At 31.1% G+C, this 19,969-nt stretch carries 15 protein-coding genes; all 15 read left to right on the top strand.

All coding sequences use genetic code 11. The features are described 5' to 3' along the window. The first annotated feature begins 17 nt into the window (after window positions 1-17). The 15 genes from galU to QNH43_RS18900 all read left to right on the top strand — a co-directional run bounded on the left by galU (window position 18) and on the right by QNH43_RS18900 (window position 19,685). Window positions 18-899 carry a UTP--glucose-1-phosphate uridylyltransferase GalU gene (gene galU / locus QNH43_RS18970; RefSeq protein ID WP_283915262.1) on the top strand — a complete coding sequence of 294 codons (882 nt, stop codon included), beginning with the start codon at window positions 18-20 and terminating at the stop codon, window positions 897-899. Window positions 900-925: 26 nt separating this feature from the next. Beyond that, the gene (locus QNH43_RS18965) at window positions 926-2,137 is read left to right on the top strand and encodes a DegT/DnrJ/EryC1/StrS family aminotransferase (protein ID WP_283915261.1); all 1,212 of its coding nucleotides are present in this window, start codon (window positions 926-928) and stop codon (window positions 2,135-2,137) included. A 90-nt stretch (window positions 2,138-2,227) separates the two neighbouring features. After that, a complete protein-coding gene (locus tag QNH43_RS18960; protein WP_283915260.1) occupies window positions 2,228-2,977 on the top strand; it encodes a CatB-related O-acetyltransferase in 750 nt (249 codons plus the stop codon). 16 nt (window positions 2,978-2,993) lie between these two features. Then, window positions 2,994-4,109 (top strand): ATP-grasp domain-containing protein, encoded by a 1,116-nt coding sequence (locus tag QNH43_RS18955; RefSeq protein WP_283915259.1) that lies wholly within the window; start codon window positions 2,994-2,996, stop codon window positions 4,107-4,109. A gap of 5 nt (window positions 4,110-4,114) precedes the next feature. Then, the gene (locus tag QNH43_RS18950; RefSeq protein ID WP_283915258.1) at window positions 4,115-4,999 is read left to right on the top strand and encodes an NAD-dependent epimerase/dehydratase family protein; all 885 of its coding nucleotides are present in this window, start codon (window positions 4,115-4,117) and stop codon (window positions 4,997-4,999) included. A 1-nt stretch (window position 5,000) separates the two neighbouring features. Continuing rightward, on the top strand, window positions 5,001-5,600 hold the full coding sequence (locus tag QNH43_RS18945) for a sugar transferase (protein ID WP_283918400.1): 600 nt from the start codon (window positions 5,001-5,003) through the stop codon (window positions 5,598-5,600). 27 nt (window positions 5,601-5,627) lie between these two features. Beyond that, window positions 5,628-6,803, top strand: a complete 1,176-nt coding sequence (locus tag QNH43_RS18940) for a glycosyltransferase family 4 protein (RefSeq protein ID WP_283915257.1) — start codon at window positions 5,628-5,630, stop codon at window positions 6,801-6,803. Between the two features lie 65 nt (window positions 6,804-6,868). Further along, the gene (locus QNH43_RS18935; RefSeq protein ID WP_283915256.1) at window positions 6,869-7,906 is read left to right on the top strand and encodes a glycosyltransferase; all 1,038 of its coding nucleotides are present in this window, start codon (window positions 6,869-6,871) and stop codon (window positions 7,904-7,906) included. Beyond that, complete coding sequence (locus QNH43_RS18930) at window positions 7,896-9,269, top strand: O-antigen ligase family protein (protein WP_283915255.1); 1,374 nt, start codon at window positions 7,896-7,898, stop codon at window positions 9,267-9,269. Before QNH43_RS18935 ends, QNH43_RS18930 begins: the two co-directional genes overlap by 11 nt. 169 nt (window positions 9,270-9,438) lie before the next feature. After that, a complete protein-coding gene (locus QNH43_RS18925; protein ID WP_283915254.1) occupies window positions 9,439-10,374 on the top strand; it encodes a glycosyltransferase in 936 nt (311 codons plus the stop codon). Window positions 10,375-10,554: 180 nt separating this feature from the next. Continuing rightward, on the top strand, window positions 10,555-12,108 hold the full coding sequence (murJ, locus tag QNH43_RS18920) for a murein biosynthesis integral membrane protein MurJ (protein WP_283915253.1): 1,554 nt from the start codon (window positions 10,555-10,557) through the stop codon (window positions 12,106-12,108). Between the two features lie 141 nt (window positions 12,109-12,249). After that, window positions 12,250-13,293, top strand: coding sequence for a UDP-glucose 4-epimerase GalE (gene galE, locus QNH43_RS18915; protein WP_283915252.1), 1,044 nt, complete (start codon window positions 12,250-12,252; stop codon window positions 13,291-13,293). A 364-nt stretch (window positions 13,294-13,657) separates the two neighbouring features. Further along, window positions 13,658-15,589 carry a glycosyl hydrolase family 28-related protein gene (locus QNH43_RS18910; protein WP_283915251.1) on the top strand — a complete coding sequence of 644 codons (1,932 nt, stop codon included), beginning with the start codon at window positions 13,658-13,660 and terminating at the stop codon, window positions 15,587-15,589. Between the two features lie 188 nt (window positions 15,590-15,777). Then, complete coding sequence (locus QNH43_RS18905; RefSeq protein WP_283915250.1) at window positions 15,778-16,998, top strand: nucleotidyltransferase domain-containing protein; 1,221 nt, start codon at window positions 15,778-15,780, stop codon at window positions 16,996-16,998. A gap of 872 nt (window positions 16,999-17,870) precedes the next feature. Next, window positions 17,871-19,685, top strand: coding sequence for a glycosyl hydrolase family 28-related protein (locus tag QNH43_RS18900; RefSeq protein WP_283915249.1), 1,815 nt, complete (start codon window positions 17,871-17,873; stop codon window positions 19,683-19,685). The last annotated feature ends 284 nt before the right edge of the window (window positions 19,686-19,969 follow it).

The raw sequence follows: 19,969 nt of genomic DNA, 5'->3' as shown, positions 1-19,969 counted from the left end.
TATATGGGGGAATATCATTGAAGAAAGTCAGAAAAGCAATAATTCCTGCAGCCGGTTTGGGCACTCGGTTTTTGCCTGCTACAAAAGCTATGCCAAAAGAGATGCTGCCAATTGTTGATAAACCTACTATTCAGTACATAGTGGAGGAAGCCGTTGCATCAGGAATAGAAGATATTATAATAGTAACAGGAAAAGGCAAACGTGCGCTTGAGGATCATTTTGATTTCGCACCTGAACTTGAACAAATTCTAAAGGAAAAAGGAAAGTTTGAATTACTCGATAAGGTACAGTACTCTAATAGCCTTGCTAATATTCATTATATTAGACAAAAAGAGGCCAAAGGGTTAGGTCACGCAGTATGGTGCGCACGTAAATTTATTGGGGATGAACCATTTGCCGTACTTTTAGGTGATGATATTGTACAGAGTGATACTCCATGCTTAAAACAGCTGATTAATCAGTATGAAGAAACAAAGAATTCTATAATTGGAGTTCAAACTGTGGCTAATGAAGAAACAAATCGCTACGGAATAATAGACCCTTCTTTTCAAGATGGCCGACTTTACCAAGTTGAAAACTTTGTAGAAAAACCAGTATTAGGAACAGCCCCTTCTAATTTAGCAATAATGGGACGCTATATACTTACTCCTGAAATTTTTGGGTTTCTTGATAAACAGGAGGCAGGAGCAGGTGGGGAGATACAGTTAACTGATGCTATTCAGAAATTGAATCAAATGCAGCGAGTTTTTGCATATAATTTTGAAGGCAAGAGGTATGATGTCGGAGAGAAACTTGGATTTATAACAACAACTATTGAATTAGCGTTACAAAAAAAAGAGTTAAAAAGTGACTTGGTAGATTTTCTTTCGAAGATACTGGAAAAAGAACTAATTCGTTAAAAAAAGTTAAAGAAAAGAGTGAAATTATGAACATTACATTTTCACCTCCAGATATTTCAGATATTGAAATAAACGAGGTAATAGATACTTTAAAATCCGGGTGGCTAACAACTGGACCAAAAACTAAATTATTTGAAAAAAAGATAGCTGAATTTTCGAATACATCGATGGCTGTATGCTTAAATTCAGCAACTGCTTCCATGGAACTAACTCTAAGGTTGCTAGGTGTAGGAAAAGGTGATGAGGTTATTACCTCTGCCTATACTTATACAGCCTCTGCAAGCGTAATAGAGCATGTTGGAGCAAAGATTGTACTAGTCGATACTAAAGAAGACTCATTCCAAATGGATTATGAGCAGTTAGAAAAAGCTATAACGACTAAAACTAAAGCTATTATCCCTGTCGATTTTGCTGGTGTGATGTGTGACTATGATAAAGTATTTGAAATAGTTAATAGAAAGTCTAATCTTTTTTTTCCATCAAATGATCTACAAAAAGCATTTGGAAGAATCATAGTACTTGCTGATGCTGCTCATTCTTTCGGTGCAAAATATAAAGGAAAAAGAAGTGGTAATGTAGCTGACTTTACAAGTTATTCTTTTCATGCAGTAAAAAACCTTACCACTGGTGAGGGTGGTGCAGTAACATGGCGTGATATACCTGGTGTAGATAATGCTGATCTTTATAAAAAGTATATGTTACTATCCCTTCACGGTCAGTCAAGGGATGCATTGGAAAAAACGAAGCTTGGCTCTTGGGAATATGACATTGTCTATCCTGCATATAAGTGTAATATGACTGATATTATGGCATCAATTGGTTTAGGTCAGTTTCAAAGATACCCGCAAGTGTTAGATAGAAGAAAAAGGGTTATTGAGTTGTATGATGATGCTTTAGACATATATCCTTTTGCTCCTTTAGAGCATTTTAGTAATGAAAATTCATCAAGTGGTCATTTATATGTTGTAAGACTTTTAGGTAAGGATGAATCTTACAGGAATAGGGTTATAGAAAAATTGGCAGAAAAAAATATTCCATCCAATGTACACTATAAGCCTTTACCTATGCATACTGCTTATAAGAACTTAGGTTTCGATATAAAGGATTATCCTAATGCCTACAATATGTATAAAAATGAAATAACGCTTCCTTTACATCCCTTGCTGACGGTCGAACAGGTTGAATATATCTGTAAAAACCTGAAATTAATAGTTAATCAAAAACCAGTTTTGATATAACCTTTAAATAGGTTTTAACCAATAAAGATTGAGCTTCTCTTAATAAAATGCAAGTTTCTGTGAATGAAAAAGAATAAATGAGGTTGAAGTATGAAGAATTTTGATTCGAGTCCAAAAATAATTAATTCAAAAGTAAATAATCTGGCGTCATTGGGTCATTATTCAAACATAATAGACTCAACTATTTTAGCTAATTCTACTATTTACAAAGATACACGGGTTGTAAACAGTATTATGGAGAAGAACACTTTTGCTGGTGATGGTGCTAAAGTAGATAACAGTCATATTGAAAATTTTGCACGAGTCGGAAAGTACAATCATATTTATTTTGTAAACATGGGAAAGCATTCCTATACGGGCCAAGATACGGTTATTATGTACACGAAAATAGGTGCATTTACATCAATTTCATGGGGAGTAACGATTGGAGCAGCTGAGCATGATTTCAGCAAGGTTACATCACATACGTTTCTTTATAACTCATACGATCAGCTCAACAATGATCAGGTTTATTATGATAGGTTTGAGAAAGAGTGCAGAATTGGTAATGATGTGTGGATTGGTGCGAATTCTACTGTCTTAAGAGGAGTCACTATCGGAGATGGTGCCGTAATTGGTGCAAATTCTATAGTTACCAAATCTGTTCCCCCTTATGCAATTGTTGCAGGCAACCCTGCTAGAATTATTAAATATCGGTTCGGTCAGGAAATTATAACAAGATTATTAAAGCTTAAATGGTGGACATTAGATGATGAAATTATAAAACAAAATTGTGATTTGTTTGCGAAGTCTCCCGATAATGAAGTGTTGAATAATATTGAAAAAATAATTAATTCCTAGGGAGGAATTTTTAGTTATGAAAAAGGTTTTAATACTAGGTGTAGCTTCTGTTCAAATGGATGCAATATTACAGCTCAAAGAAATGGGGATTAAAACGTACGCTTGTGCTCAGGCAGATGATGGTCCAGGTAGTAAATTTGCAGACCAATTTGAATTAATAAATTTCGTCGATGAAGATAAGGTTATCGAATTACTTAATGAACAGGAAATCGATTGCGTTTATTCTGTAGGGTCTGATATAGCTATGCCTGTATCAACGGCTATTAGTGAAAAAATGAGTCTTCCTTATTTTGTTAAATCTGAAATAGCAAGGATTTGTAACAACAAAAATAAAATGAGGGACTATTTTGGTAAAGATTTTTTAGGTAATATTAAATATCAAACCTTAGAGAGTATAAACGAAAAAGTAATTCTTGATTATCCCTTTATAATGAAACCATCTGATTCACAAGGTCAAAGAGGTGTCCGTTTAATTAATAATTTCGATGAGTTCTTAGTTTATTTTGAAGAATCTAAAACTTATTCAAGATCTGGATTGGTAATTATTGAAGAATTCATCACTGGGCCGGAGTTATCAGTTAATGCGTATATAGTAGATGGTGATGTTGCTTTTATGGTAACTTCTGATCGGGAAGTGTGGTCAGAATACCAAGGGGGGTTAATTCATAAACATGTGGTACCATCAAGGGTTACAAATAGTCAGATTAACAACAATTTAATAGATTTGGTTTCGAGAACTGCAAAAAAGTTAGGAGTTACTAACGGCCCATTGTATTTCCAAATTAAATTAAGCGACAATCTACCATATATTATTGAAGTTACTCCTCGCCTTGACGGGTGTCATATGTGGAATCTTTTAAAGCATTATACAGGAGTGAATCTTATAAAGTTGACCTTTGAACATTTGCTTTTTGGAAAGACTGAGGAATTACAAAATTTCAAACATTCTAGTTCGGAATATATTCTTGAATTTGTTTGTGAAGAACCAAATACGATAGTAGACAATTCAAAATATGATATCCCCTCGAATGCACTTTCTTCTATGAAGTATTACAATAATGGCGATTTAATACGACCAATTAACGGTCAGTTTGAAAAAATAGGATATTTCATTACTGAAAATGATAGGTGATTAATATGAAGGTTGGAATAACTGGGGGTACTGGATTTCTTGGTAAAGAAGTCAGTACTCTATTGGAAAAAGAAGGGCATATTCCTGTCATAATCGGTAGAAGCCCTTTTAATGGAAAAACAAAGTACGAATACCGCTCAACTGATTATTCTATAGAAAGTCTAAATAAAGTATTGGATGGAAATCAAGCAGTGGTTCATTTGGCCGCCGTCAGAGGGTCTAAGGGATGTATTTCTGATTTTCATCAAAATGAGATAATTACAGAAAATCTTTTGAAAAGCTGTATAAACATAGGTATAACTAATATAGTTATTGCTTCATCAATAGCTGTGTACTCGAAAGTAGAAAGTATTCCTTGGACAGAAGAACAGCTCCCCTCTCCTAAAACACTATATGGAATCAGTAAAATTTCATGTGAGTATATGGCCGATCTTTATCATAAAGAATATGAACTAAATATAAAATCTTTACGTATTGCTCAAATATTAGGTGAAGGTGAGCGCAAAGGATTTATGATGAATACTTTTATAGATAATGCATTTCATAAAAAAAGACTAAATGTTATTGGAGAAAGTCTTGCTAAAAGGGAATTTGTTTACATAAAGGATGTTGCAAAAGCTTTCTTGCTTGCAATTTTAAATCCTAAAATTAGCGGGGCTTTCAATATAGGTAGTGGTGAAGCATATTCAAACTTGGAGATAGCAAAAATAATTAATGAATGTTTTAATAATGAAGGAAACTTATTATATAACGATAAGTTAAAAGAAGGAATAGAGTCATCTCTAATGGATTGCTCAAAATCTAGAAATGAACTTGGGTATATTGCTCAATTTTCCTTAAGAAAGGCACTAAATGAAATCAAAAATTTTAAAAAGGGAGAAGATGTTTAAGGTGTATAAGATATTTATTAAGAGAATCATAGATTTTATACTATGTTTTTTAGCACTTCCTTTTTTTCTAATATGTTATACATTTGTAGCAATTGCTATAAAATTGGATGATGGTGGTCCAATTTTTTACAGTGGTGAAAGATTAGGAAAGAATTTTAAAAAATATAAAATGTATAAGTTTAGGTCGATGGTTATCGACGCTTCTGATATAAGAAATGAAGACGGTAGCACGTATAATTCTAGCTTTGATAAAAGAGTAACAAAAGTTGGAAGAGTATTAAGGAAATTAAGTATTGATGAATTACCGCAAATATTAAATGTATTAAAAGGAGATATGGCTTTAATTGGACCTAGACCGAGTCCTAGTGGAAATACTCATCTATATAGTAAAGATTATAAGAGGAAGTTTGCTGTTAGACCCGGAATTACTGGCTACACTCAGGCATATTATAGGAATGGAGTATCAATAGAACAAAAGCAAAAAAGTGATATATATTACGTTGATAATTTATCATTTGTCCTTGATATAAAAGTCTTTTTTAAGACATTACTTACGGTAATTAAACAGGAAGGCATTTATACAAATAAGAAGTTAAACTAACTTTGAATTTATGAGAGGTTGAATGAAGTGAAAAAAAAATTGCTTATTGTTGGCAGAGGAAATGAAATAGGAGGTGGGACAGAGTATTTAATTACTTTAGTTAAAATGTTACATAAAAATTTTAATGTCGATCTCCATATGACTTATGGGAAAGAAGAAGTTAAGAGTAATTATATGAAGCACTTTGATTATGTTACATTTCATCATGTCCCAATGGTACGTGAAATAAATCCTATATCTGATTATAAAAGTGTTAAAAACCTTTATAAATTAATGAAAAAAGAAAAATTTGATGTAGTTCATACAAATTCTTCGAAAGGTGGCATTGTAGGTAGAATTGCATCTAAAATTGCAAAAATCCCTTTTATATTCCATACTGTCCACGGATTTGCATTTCATGAACAATCATCAAAGTTGAAAATTATAATTTTTGCATTACTTGAGAAGATTGGTTCTATATGTAGTGATTATATTATAACAGTCAGTGATTTTCATAAAAACTGGGCGATTAACCTTAAAATTGCATCGAAAGACAAAGTAATATCAATTCCTAATGGATTAGATCCTACTAGGGTAAAGCCAACTGTGGATAGAAAACAAATTCGTGAAGAATTAAAAATTAGTAAAGATGAAATTGCAGTATTCACTATTGGAAGGTTAGCAAAGCAAAAGGGAATTGAATATCTATTAGACGCCATAGCATTATTAGATCAGGAGAAAATTAATAATAAATATCATTTTTATATTGCTGGATCCGGTGAATTAGAAAAAGAGTTAATAAATAAGTCAAATGAATTAAACATAAAAGATAAGGTTACTTTCTTAGGATATAGAGATGATGTAAATAATTTATTGTCAGCGGCTGACATCATGGTTCTTCCATCTTTATGGGAAGGCTTATCAATTGCGTTACTAGAGGCAATGGCTGCGAAAAAAACTATAATATGTACTGACATTGGGAGTAATAAGACGGTTGTAGAAAATCAAAAAGAAGCTATAATAATCAAAACAAAGGATTCCGTTGGACTAAAAGAAGGCATTAAATTATTAATAGAAGATGAGAATTTAAGAAACCTATTAGCAGAAACAGCTTATGAAAAATTTATTTCTGACTTCGGGAAAGATATCATGGTAAATAGTTACTACAATTTTTATAAAAACAAAGCCAATATTGATGAAAAGATTTGCCGTATAACGGAGTGATGAATTCCATCAATTTATTGAAAGATATTCATTACTCTAATATATAGATCGGATTTGATGGAATTATGAAAAAAAAGATTTTGCACATTTTAAGTTCCAATAAGTACTCAGGGGCCGAGAATATTGCTACAAGTATAATTACAAACCTAAGTAATCAATTTGAAAGTGCATATACCTCTCCTAATGGTCCTATCCAGATTGCTTTGGAAGAACGTGGAGTAACATATCTTCCAACGGAAAATGCTTCAGTCTCTAACATAAAAGGGGTAATAAATCAATGGAAGCCAGATATAATTCATGCACATGACTTTGGCGCTTCAGTAAAGTGTGTTCTTACTGGTACCAATATACCGATTGTGTCTCATATTCACCAAAATCCAAGTTGGTTAAAGAGATTAAATTTTCGTTCAGTACTTTTTTTTATGACATGTTTTAGGATTTCCCATATTGTTGCTGTAACATCTGCGATAGTAGACTCTACAATATTTACATCTTTCTTTAAAAATAAAGTGAGTGTAATACAGAATACTGTAGACACTAAACAGGTAATTGAAAAATCTAGCATCCCTTGTGATGAATATTATGATATTGCATTTATTGGTCGCCTTGTAGACGTCAAAGATCCATTAAGGTTTATAAATATAGTGGAAAAATTAGTTAGAAAAAAACCGGAGATAAAAACTGTAATCATTGGTGACGGTGTGCTTAAAGAGAAGTGTGAGTTGGCTATTAAAGAAAAAAAACTAGAAAAGAATATAACTTTAAAGGGGTATTTGTCTAATCCTTATCCTATCCTTTCTAACTCCAGGGTTTTTGTTATGACATCTAAATCAGAAGGTTTACCTATGACAGTAATTGAAGCAATGGTATTGGGGAAACCTGTAATTGTGCCTTTATTAGATGGTATGGACAAAGTGGTAGATTCAACCTGTGGTCTGATTTGTAGAGACGATGAGGAATACTTGGAAGGTTTATTAAAGATATTAGAGGATAATGAAATTTACTTAGCTATGTCTAAAAAGTCTAAACTAAAAGCAGAGAGTATGTTTGATATGACAAAATATTGCCGTGAATTTATTGAGGTCTATAATAATGTCAAATAACATTCTCTACAAAAGTAAAAGCATGCAAAATAACATGGAAAATAGATCAGAAAGCATTAAGGGTTCAATATTCTCTAATAAAAGTTTTTTAATTGATTTAGTTATTGTTGGAAGTTTACTTTTAGGAAGTAAAGCCCTGAATACTTCATTATTATTCTATATTCTTTTATTGTATATAGTTTTCAAGATAATAGTTAATACATCTCAGTATTCATTCAATATAATTCTTATGTTAATACCTAATTTGGGAATTGCTTTTATACCTGGGATTGCTACACCCTTAGTGAATATAATAATACCAATAGCTGTAATTAAGATGGGGCTTCAATATAAAAGTAAGCATATGAGTTTTGTTTTACTTTCTTTTATATTTATTTTTTATGAATGGGTACATGCTTTTACATACGACTTATCTACCTCCATGTCATTAATAAGTTGGACTTTTTCGATACTATACATTTTTTTATTTATAGGACAGAAATTAGATTATTATCATCCTACAGCTATTAAATATTTTGTGAGTGGAATATGCATATCAACTCTTTATGGCATTTATGTGGGGTTCTTGAAAAGTAGTTCTTTTTCTAGCTTTAGTCGATTAAGTATGTCTGACCGATTCAGTGGTGGTGCTGGTGATGCTAATTACTATTCTATCTATATTTTAGTAGGATTATTTAGTATGGTCTCGTTAGTTAATAAGCAGACAAAAATTCTCCTAAAAACCTTAATGATGATAGTTTTTATTTTTCTCACTTTTTTCGGCTTTACTAGTTTATCGAGAATGTTCATGATAGTATTTTGTTTTGTGATGATTATTTACCTATTGAGTGCTGTTTTATCACTTGAGAAATATTCTAGGCATAGAAGATTTTTGTTTGGTTTGATAGCCATAGCAGCATCTTCTAGTGTATTTTATCTTAATACAATTATAAATAATATAACTCTAATATTTTCTAGGTTTACTACTTCGAGTGATTTATCGTCACTTACTAGTAATAGAGATGTAATTTTAGAACACTATATTAACTTTCTACTATCTCACCCTGTTCAGATGCTATTTGGTGTTGGGATTCAAAAGTACTATCTTCGAACTGGCCATGATACTAACATCTATGCACATAATATTGTTATGGAATTATTGGTGTCGTGGGGGATTATTGGGTCTATCTTGTTTGCTTTTTACGTATGTGTACTGTTTAATATGGAAAAAGTTAATAATTTCAAAAAAAAACCAAGCCTAGTTGTATGGCTTCCATTTCTTTGTATGGCTATTGGTTATATGTCGATTAATGGCATTGAGGTTGAAAGCTTTTATATTCTACTTATATATGTGATAAAAAATGTTTATGCAAAGATTGAATAATTAGTGTCTTTATTATGCCTACATTTAAATAAGATCAAAAAAGCCCTTATTTATGGGCAACTAAAAAGTGTTTTTTTATTCATTTTTAAAAATGTTCAAATCTTAATTATAGCAGCACTAAATACAAATATATTTGATACGACTACCGATGCTTAAGGAGGCGAATTTGGTGGATCTGGTTTCTGTAATCATGAGCACATACAATGAGGATGTTGAAATTGTTACTCAAAGTATCGATTCTATTTTAAATCAAACGTATACAAATTTCGAATTTATAATTGTACTTGATAATCCTGAAAATATTAGTTTAAGAGATTTGCTTATTTCATATAAACTTAAAGACAGTAGAATCCAAATATTATTAAATGAAGAAAATATAGGGTTGGTAGGAAGTCTAAACTATGCATTAAGTCATTGCAAAGGAAAATATATAGCAAGAATGGATGCTGACGATATATCATTAAAAGAAAGATTTGAAACTCAAAAAAAGTATTTAGAGGAGAATAGTCTAGATTTTGTCTTTTCTAATGTAGTTTACATAGATGAAGATGGTCATCAATTATATGAATCTAGGAAAAATGAGTTAGATTATATACAAGTTAAAAATGCATTAGAAATACTAAATATATCAAACCATCCTACTTGGTTATTAAAGAAAGAAATATATAGCACTTTATCTGGATATAGGGATATTAATTATTGTGAGGATTATGATTTTTCTCTTAGAGCTTTAAATTTTGGTTTTAAAATCGGCAAAATAAATAAAAGTACATTATTGTATAGAATAAGAAAAAATAGCATATCCAGATCTAATGCTTTAAATCAATATTTGAATATGCGAGGATTATCAAAATTATATAGGCAAGGGAAAATAGAAAATAATAATGACGTAGAAAAAATGAAATTAGAATCAAAAAAAATAGCTACAAATAGTGAAAACACTAAATTTAATATGGCTTCATATCGATTTAATCAAGGACTGGAAATGAATAAAAAAGGTTTCAAAATAAGAGGAGTAATGAACCTTATTAAAAGTGCGTTATTAAGCAAATATTATATATTAAAATTCTATGATTTATACAGATATAAAACTAGAAAAATATAGAATATAAAAGAAATTTGTAAGAACATAAAGTTATGAAACTTAATTGCTTGGAATCATATGAATATCATAGATTATTCAGGTAATAAAGGGTAACTAAAATGGGGAAGATTTCTTTTCATTGTAGTACATGCTTTAAGTTCAGTGCTGAATTAAAGAGGAATTGGGAGTTTAGAAAATAAAATGTCTAATAAAATAGCAATTACGGCTATAATAATCACATGTATTACTTTGTTAAGCAAAGTTTTTGGCTTTTTCCGAGATGTTATTTTGGCTGCTACCTTTGGTACGACATATAAGGCAGATGCCTTTATTATGGCACAATCAATTGTCGAGGTAGTGACTAGTGTAGTTATAGTGGCTCTTGGTACTACCTTTATCCCAGTGATGTCGGATTATCTTAATAGTAAATCGAAAGAAGAAACCAATAAGTTTTTAAATGTAGTTTATAATGTGTCTACATGTGTTTCCTTAATCATCTGTGTGTTGGGAATGGTGTTTACTAAAGAGTTGGTTAGTATATTTGCTCCGAATTTTTCTACAGAAGTCCAAGAATTAACTATTCAACTAACTAGAATAATTTTACCATCTATAATACTCATGGTTTTTGTTACATTAAATAATGCCAAGTTGCAAAATCATGGTAACTTTTTAATACCCACAGCAATTGGTTTTCCCCAAAATATCATTTTAATTACAGCAATGATATTTTTTACAGACTCCTATGGAATTTATGGGCTTGCTGTTGCAGTATTCGTAGGAACTCTTTTTCAAGTAATAATTCAATTACCATTTACCCGAAAACTTAAGTACCATTTTAAATTTGATTTTGATTTAAAAGAAGATGGCTTACGTCGTATTGGAGTTTTGATTGTTCCAATTATTATTGGCTCAGGTGTTCAACAAATTAATTGGATAGTGGATCGTATGTTAGCTTCTGGATTACCTGAGGGTAGTATTGCAGCTTTAAATTATTCTAATAGATTGAATGCTTTTATAATTGGCCTGCTCTCTGCAGTAGTTACTACTATTTTTTATACGTCAATGTCAAATTATTATTCGCAAGGCAAAGATAAAGAGTTTAAAGAAATGCTTAGAAAAACAATTAATATTCTGATTATCTTAATTATTCCAGCATCAATAGGCTTTTTTGTGCTACGATTACCAATTGTTAAGCTAATCTTTCTTCGAGGTTCGTTTGATATTGAAGCTGCAGAAATGACTGCCTATGCTCTTTATTTTGCTACACTAGGGATGATTGGCTTTTCTCTTCGCGAGGTGATAAGTCGAGCTTTTTATGCAATAAAAGATACAAAAACTGCAATGATAAATGGTTCTATAGCGGTGATAATAAATATTGTTGCCTCGCTTCTATTGGTACCTCATCTGGGCTTGGGTGGATTGGTGTTAGGAACATCAATATCAGCAATTGTTGGAACTATTTTACTTATGATCAGTTTGCATAAAAAGGTAGGCGATTATGGTTATCGAAATATATTATTAATATTTACTAAGATACTGATTGTAAGTATAGTGATGGGAATAATTGTTGATTATTGTTATGTGATATTTTATACTGCAACTTCTAACAATATAATTCCCTTATTACTAAGTATTCTGGTAGGTATGGTATTTTATGTAGGAATGATAATCCTGTTAAAAATAGAAGAATTTGCACTATTAAAGCAGATTATTGTAGTAAGAGTAGGAAGAGTGTTTAAGAAGTTTAAAAACTAAAATATTTGTTCTATTGGTATAACTTTGCTTTCAGATGCATAATTTGTGACATTTCTTGCAATAAAGTAATAAAAATAAACAAATTGAGATGAGTGTATTTTTCGTATTTTATAGAAATAAAATAGAAGGAGGAATTGAACATTGGCGATTTTAGTAACTGGAGGAGCTGGTTATATAGGCAGCCATACCTGTGTAGAGCTTTTAATAGCAGGGTTTGAAATAGTAGTGGTTGATAACCTTTCGAACAGTAATATTAATGTATTAAATCGAATAAGGGAGCTAACTAAAAAAGATTTCAAATTTTATGAAGTAGACCTTATTGATAAATCAAGTTTAGAAGATGTTTTTATAGAAAATAGCATTGAAGCTGTTATTCATTTTGCTGGATTAAAGGCTGTTGGAGAGTCTGTTAAAATCCCTCTTCATTATTATCATAATAATATTACAGGAACACTTTTTCTTTGTGAACTAATGGAAAAATATGATATTAAGAAATTAGTGTTTAGTTCTTCTGCCACTGTTTATGGAGTTCCTATAAATGTTCCAATCACTGAGGATTTTTTACTTAGCGCAACTAATCCTTATGGTAGAACAAAATTAATGATTGAAGAAATCTTGAGGGACCTTTATATTCAGAATAGGGATTGGAATATTGTAATTTTACGTTATTTTAACCCAATAGGTGCTCATCCTAGTGGGCGATTAGGTGAAGATCCAAATGGATTACCTAACAATCTAATGCCATATATAACACAGGTAGGTATAGGGAAATTAGAAGAGTTAAGGGTGTTTGGTAATGATTATCCAACATCTGATGGTACTGGTGTTAGAGATTATATACATGTAGTTGATCTTGCATTAGGTCATTTAAAGGCACTTGAAAAAGTTATGTCAACTTCGGGAATCGATGCTTACAATTTGGGTACAGGTAGAGGATATAGTGTTTTAGAAGTCGTTGAAGCCTTTGAAAAGGCATCTGGCAGAAAGGTGCCATACACAGTGGTTGAGAGAAGACCAGGTGATATTCCTATATGTTATGCAGATGTAAACAAGGCAAAAAAGGAATTAGGTTGGGCTGCTACAAGAGGAATAGGAGATATGTGTCTTGATTCTTGGCAGTGGCAAATAAAAAATCCTAATGGATATGAAGATTTTAAGCATATTAGCAAAATCAAAATGAATTAGAAGAGTATAAAATTTGGAAAATGCTGGTTCCCTATAGTAAAGGTAATCAGCATTTTTAATATATTAGTTGTGTCCTCTTGCACAAGTAACTATAACTAATGGCAAGGTTTCATTATTAATATAAATAGAAAGAGTCCTCCATTAAAAAGTCTAAGAGGTAGCTTATTTCTTGTTTAATTTCGGAACTGACAATTAACAAAGTGTTACTTCTAACCCGAGATATAATTTCATATCTAACCTTTAATGTTAATAAATACGGAAAGGAGTAAAAGGTGAACTGAATTATAAAAGTAAATACATATTTCAAAGTACATAATCATGTAGTCTTTAACAGTTAAACTAGAGTTTAGGAAGAGGTGATAAAGTGGGCCGTAGAAATTTTTTGAGAGACATATTACTTTGGATATTAGCTTTCTTTTTTGGTTACACAGTTAATGAGGAAGGTGGTAAATTATTTAACCAACAGGATGGAGATGAACATGGAAAGAAACTTTCAGACAAAGTAAAAACTTTAATAGATACTTCAAGTGATCATGGTAAAAAAATAGATAATATATCTAAAAAAGCAGAAGGTATAATTCATGTAAAGGAGTTTGGGGCAAAGGGTGATGGAGAAACAGATGATACAACCGCTATTAATAATGCCATTGAATATTGTTTTAAGAACAAAAAAACGTTAAATTTCGGTAGCGGGTCTTACTTGTACGATAAGAAAACAACTTGGTATATCAATGGAGAATTTAATGGGCATTTTATTGATTGGATCGGAATGGGAGCTCGAATCATTTTTAAGAGGCTAGATATTGCATATATAGCCTTTTATAAAATGGAATATGTTCATCTAGTGGGAATAGATTTTGAGGGACCTGCCGCAGTTGGGGGTTCACCGAATCAAAACGCTGTGGGGATAGCTGTTTATTCAACCAAACGTTTAATAGTTAACCGCTGTTCTTTTATAAATTTTATCGGTGATGGATTATTAATATCTTCGGAGCAAATCGACAATCGTAAACAATCGTCTCAAAATATAAAGGTTCAAAATTGTTACTTTAGTAATAATGGTCGAGGTGGTTTAACGGTGGTTGGGTGTGTGTCGGGGGTGATTGAAAATAATCACTTCGGAGCGGAGCGGCTCATGCTTGCACCTGTTGTTGGGGAAGTTCTTCATATAGAATCAGATCCTAAAACAAGATATGGTGTAGAGGGATTAGCTATTTGTTATAACTTGATTTATAACGCAGTTAATTTAACTAATTCAACTTGGACAGAAGGGTATATTGGAGAAAAAGATACCTGGATTAACTTTCATCATAATAAAGTAATTGTTGATGACAACCTGTATGGGATTATTTCAGCTGGAGGAAACATCAAAATTATTGATAATGAAATAGATGTCACTCGAAATACAACAGCTGATGATTTGGGAATAGGTGCCCTGTTTCTCAAATGTAATTCTGCAATCATTGAGAGAAATACAATTAAAACAAAAGGAAAAGGAACCCTTATTTCGGTTTACAATTGGACTCACGGCACTAAAGGCAAAGTTATTTTTCGCGAAAATAATTACACCGCAAGCCATTGTTCGTATATTTATCGTTTCTTTAAAGATATTGGTGGTTCATTTTCAGAGAACCATAAAATCGTTAAAATTCAAAATGAGGATTTCATAGGGGTAACAAATGCTAATTGGTTGCTATCAGCGCCACAATCTGGTGGGAATGCACAGAAATATTTTTTGGAAGGAATAATCTGGACACATCAAAATGGAATGGAATTTAAAAATACAACTAAAAATCATATTTTGTATTTAAGAGATTGTATAATTGTTGGTGAAGACTCTCTTATATCTTGGAATAATGTTGGAACAGCAATCAAGGTTTATTATGAAAATTGTAATTTATCGGGAACAGTTGCTACAAATATTCCGACGTACCCAATTGATTTAGCAGTTGTATATAAAATTTCAGGAAAAATAAATGATATGGATATTAATTATCCAACAAGCATTATTGGAAGAAAGAATACACTAACAAAGATCTCCAAGGGTAAATATAAATGGGATGCATTTTCACTTGAAGATTTATACAATTACTCATTCTCTGCTCAAATTCTGCTCAATTCTAAAGAAACAGGATTTTACAACTTATCTTTTCAGAAACCTACCAATGATAAAGGGTTACTAACAATTGAAATAAAAAATGAATCAAATTTATTAGTTGATCTACCCGATAATAGTGGAATTCAAATTATTGGAAAAAATCTAAGTAAAAATGCAATATCAGTTGTTGCTTCTTAAAGTATTATCATTAATATTAGAATCTCATTGAAAATTTTTTCATTCTAAATAATCTAGTTATACAACTAATGGACAAATGATTGTCCATGCAACGTCACAATTTTTAGTCACTATAAATAAGTTATAATGCTATAAAAGTTTTATGTTTATGCACGTAAAACTAGTATAAAACATTAAAGGAGAGGAATATGGATTATAACTACAATCTCAATTTGTCATCTCTACCAAAAGAATTAAGATTATTACTTGAAATTGTGAAGGCGGAAAATGATGATGGGATTTCAACATCACTAAAAGAATTACTTGTAGGTATAGATTGGGAATTATTTCTTGAATTAGCAAGGCATCATCGTGTTTATCCTTTAATTTATTCAAGGTTAAGTAAATTAGAAGAAAAAATTATTCCAGATAATATTTTTGAAATCTTATTCCAAGAGTATAAAAAAAATACGTTTCAGATGCTTAAATTATCCGGAGAAATGGAACGATTAGGTAAGTTTTTTTCAGAAAAGCAAATACGTCTACTATTTTTGAAAGGTCCGGCAATTGCTGCTGATATTTACGGAGATATTTCTCTACGAACCTCCAAGGATTTAGATATATTAATTCCATTGACCGATTTAAAAAGAGCAGAAGAACTTTTATTGAATTTTGGATATATAAAAAAAGAAGAATTTCCAGCGATATTTAACGAGTGGCAATGGCTTAATCATCACAAAACATACTTTCATCCCCTAATGGGAATAGAAATTGAAATTCATTGGAGACTACATCCTTATCCATCAAAAGAACCAAGCTTTAATGAATTATGGGAACGGAAAAGGACTAGTATTCTGACAAGCACTCCTATCTATTTTTTAGGAAAACAAGATTTATTTTTATTCCTTGTTGTACATGGGGCTAGACATGGTTGGTTTCGTCTTCGATGGTTGGTAGACATTGACCTAATCATAAGAAAAGGATTTATTTCTGAAAAAAATAATATGTATCAACCTTCTCATATAATAGGACAAGCGTTAATATTAACTTCTCAACTCTTAAAATCTCCAATCAATGGTGAAATGTATTCATTAACAGTAGGAAAACGTTCTAGAAATCTAGCAAAGTTGACGATACGATATATTATAGAAATGGGAAAGTTACATATCAACAAATCTACAGAAGTTCCTGGTGAAAAGTATAGGTATAGTCCAATTTCAACACTTATTTATTTTAAAAATTCAATATTCTTTGATCGAGTTCTGTTTTCAATGATGGGAACCCTTCAAAAATGCTTCTTTATTATTAGATTTTTATATCCAAAACCTATTGATGCTATGACATTAAGGTTACCTAAACCATTACATCTATTATATTTTCCGTTACGTCCTTTTTTATGGGTATGGAGAAAGTCAAGGAAACCAATATAGTAAAAAGGTAAAGATTGTAGACTTAATAAAAGTATTACAAACCTTTATTAGAATTAAATTTGATAAATAGTCCACTTTTTTCTTTTATAAATTCACTTTTTATTATTTGCTTCAGAATACTATAAAGATACTTTGGAAGGGGAATTTCCTGTCAAAGTATCTTTTTTACGATATTATAAGTGACGGAATGATAATGGAAATAGTTAAATGTATTGACATATTAATTAAATAAATTATAAATAAGAAACTATTTTTAGGAGAAAAGTTATCAATTTTCAAAATAAGAACTTACAAATCATTACATGAAGATTACATAAAAGCATTAATGCATTAAGGGCTATTGTTGACAAATAATTTAGACGCTTAATTGAAGATAAGCAATTGTTTCCCCAAAAATGTAGCTACGGGAAGCTGGGTCATGAATGAGAACCGTCAAAAAAAACAATAGAATAGACGCTAAAGAGAAAAAGAATAATATACTAGTTCATACGTGAAGTGTTTAAAAATCTAGCCATCTATGTGTATTAATTTAATGGAAAAAAATACTGAATTTGCGATAGCATTAATTTTAGATTTTGAGGTGGTACCAAAAATTATAAAAATGCATATACTATATTAAATCAAATTACTTAAAGAGACCTTTTTAGATTTCTTTCATCAATCCAAAGAGTATTTTTAAACTAGGTATATTAAATGTTATTATTCAAAAATGCTCTAATAGAATTATTAATCCTTGATTGATTATTAAGGGATGGAATAATGTTCTTCTTTACCTTATTCTGATCCATTGTTAGGTCTGAATGATTTTAAGCTGGTGAGTTATATTCCAATGATATTTTATTTTGAAAAGTTTAAAAAGGAAGTGAATTATAGTGTTTTTTAAGGATGGGGATTTATCTTCTAATTCCATAGAAAATAATAGTCTTAGAGAAGAAATGGGAGAATTATCAATAAGGTCAGAAAGCATAAGATTAAAAGATTTTGGTGCAGTTGGTGACGGAGTAACAGATGATACAATCGCTATTAACAGTGCCATTAGCTTTGCCTTTAATAATAAAAAAGCATTAGACTTCGAAAGCGGGACTTATGTATATGACCGAGCGACAACCCTTTTTATGGATGGAGCCTTTGATGGAAGGTTCATTGACTGGGTTGGAAGAAGTGCAACAGTATTATTTAAAAGATTAGATATCGCTTACTTTTCATTTTTTAAAATGGAATATATAAATATAGTTGGTATAAATTTTGAGGGGCCAGGAGCAGTAGGCGTTTCTCCGAATCAAAATGCAATAGGCATTGGTGTATACTCATCAAAACGATTATATGTTGGAAATTGTTCTTTTACAAATTTTGTTGGTGATGGACTATTCATTTCATCTGAGCAAGTAAATGATAGAAATAAATCTACGCAAAGTATGCTTATCCAGAACTGCTACTTTAATAATAATGGCCGTGGTGGGCTAACTGTTGTTGGTTGTGTATCTGGAAATATTACTTGCAATCATTTTGGAGGAACTAAACTATTATTAGCCCCAATAGTAGGTGATGTACTTCATATTGAGTCAGATCCCAGTAAACGATATGCAATAGATAGTCTAAGTATTAGTAATAATTTAATTTATGGTACCGTTAACCTCAGTAATTGGGGATGGCAGACAGGTTGGATAGGGGATAAAGATACATGGATGAGTTTCCATAATAACAAAGTAGTCATAGAAGATGACCAGTATGCTATTATCTCTACAGGTGGAAACCTGAAGATAACAGATAATGAAATTGAAATTACTAGAATTACTCCTGATGATGATTTAGGTATAGGAGCTATATTTTTAAAATGTAATTCAGCTATTATTGAAAGAAATACAATTAAGACAACAGGAAAAGGTACTATTATTTCAATTTATAACTGGACACATGATAATAAAGGAAAAATTATCTTTAAGGAAAACATCTATATTACAAATAGATGTTCTTATGTGTATCGTTTTTATAAAGACTCAGGAACTAAATTTTCTAACTACCACAATATTGTAAAAATAATTAACGAAAATTATTTAGATGTCAAAGTTGGTAACTGGTTATTTTCTGCAGCGCAATCCGGTGGAAGTGCTTTAAAATATTATTTAGAAGGTTTAACTTGGGCTCAGTCGAATGGAATGGAAGTTAAGAACCCAAAATCTAATCAGATGATTTATTTAAGAGATTGTTTGATTACCCCTTCTTCCTCACTATTAACATGGGACAAATCAGGCACGGCAATTAAAGTTTACCATGAAAATTGTAGATTATCTGGAAGTTTAACTGAAGGTATTAGACCATTCCCGATTAATATAAATGCAGTCTTCAAAATTAACTCAAGTGGAAATGGGGAGGATGATAGCGCATACACCACAAATATTATTGGAAGAGTAAATACAATTTCTAAAATTAGAACTGGAAAGTATGAGTGGGACTCCTTTACTAAGGGAGAATTGTACAACTACACTTTCGCAGTACAACTTTTATTAGAAAGTGCTGATAGTGAAACCTATTTTTTGAATTTAAAAGGTGTAATGAGTGATGGTGAAAAGCTATTGTTTGAAGTGAAAAACGAGAAAAATAGTTTAGTTGATTTACCTATAAATACTCGAATACTTATTTCAGGAAGGATGTTAAGCAATTCTGCAATTTCTGTTTTGGCAACGTAACTATTTTTTTTGCATATTAAATTTTCTTTGCCATTGCATACGACAAAGAAATAACTAGATTATTTAGAAAATTGTCTATGATTGATTCCGAATGCCCCCTAAGAAAACAAATAAAATCCCTGTATAAACGCTCCAACTATTAATTACTCCCTGAATCCCCTGATATTAAGTTCAGTATAATATTTTTTTGTACGACATAGCCGAAATAGCTTGGTTTTGGTTATGTCAAAACAAATTTTCCAGTTACCCTATAAATCATTTAAGTTTTTCTACACTTTCGTACC

Origin of the sequence: Peribacillus simplex, assembly GCF_030123325.1 — a bacterium.
GTDB lineage: Bacteria > Bacillota > Bacilli > Bacillales > DSM-1321 > Peribacillus > Peribacillus simplex_D.
This window is presented reverse-complemented; position numbering and strand designations above follow the sequence as displayed.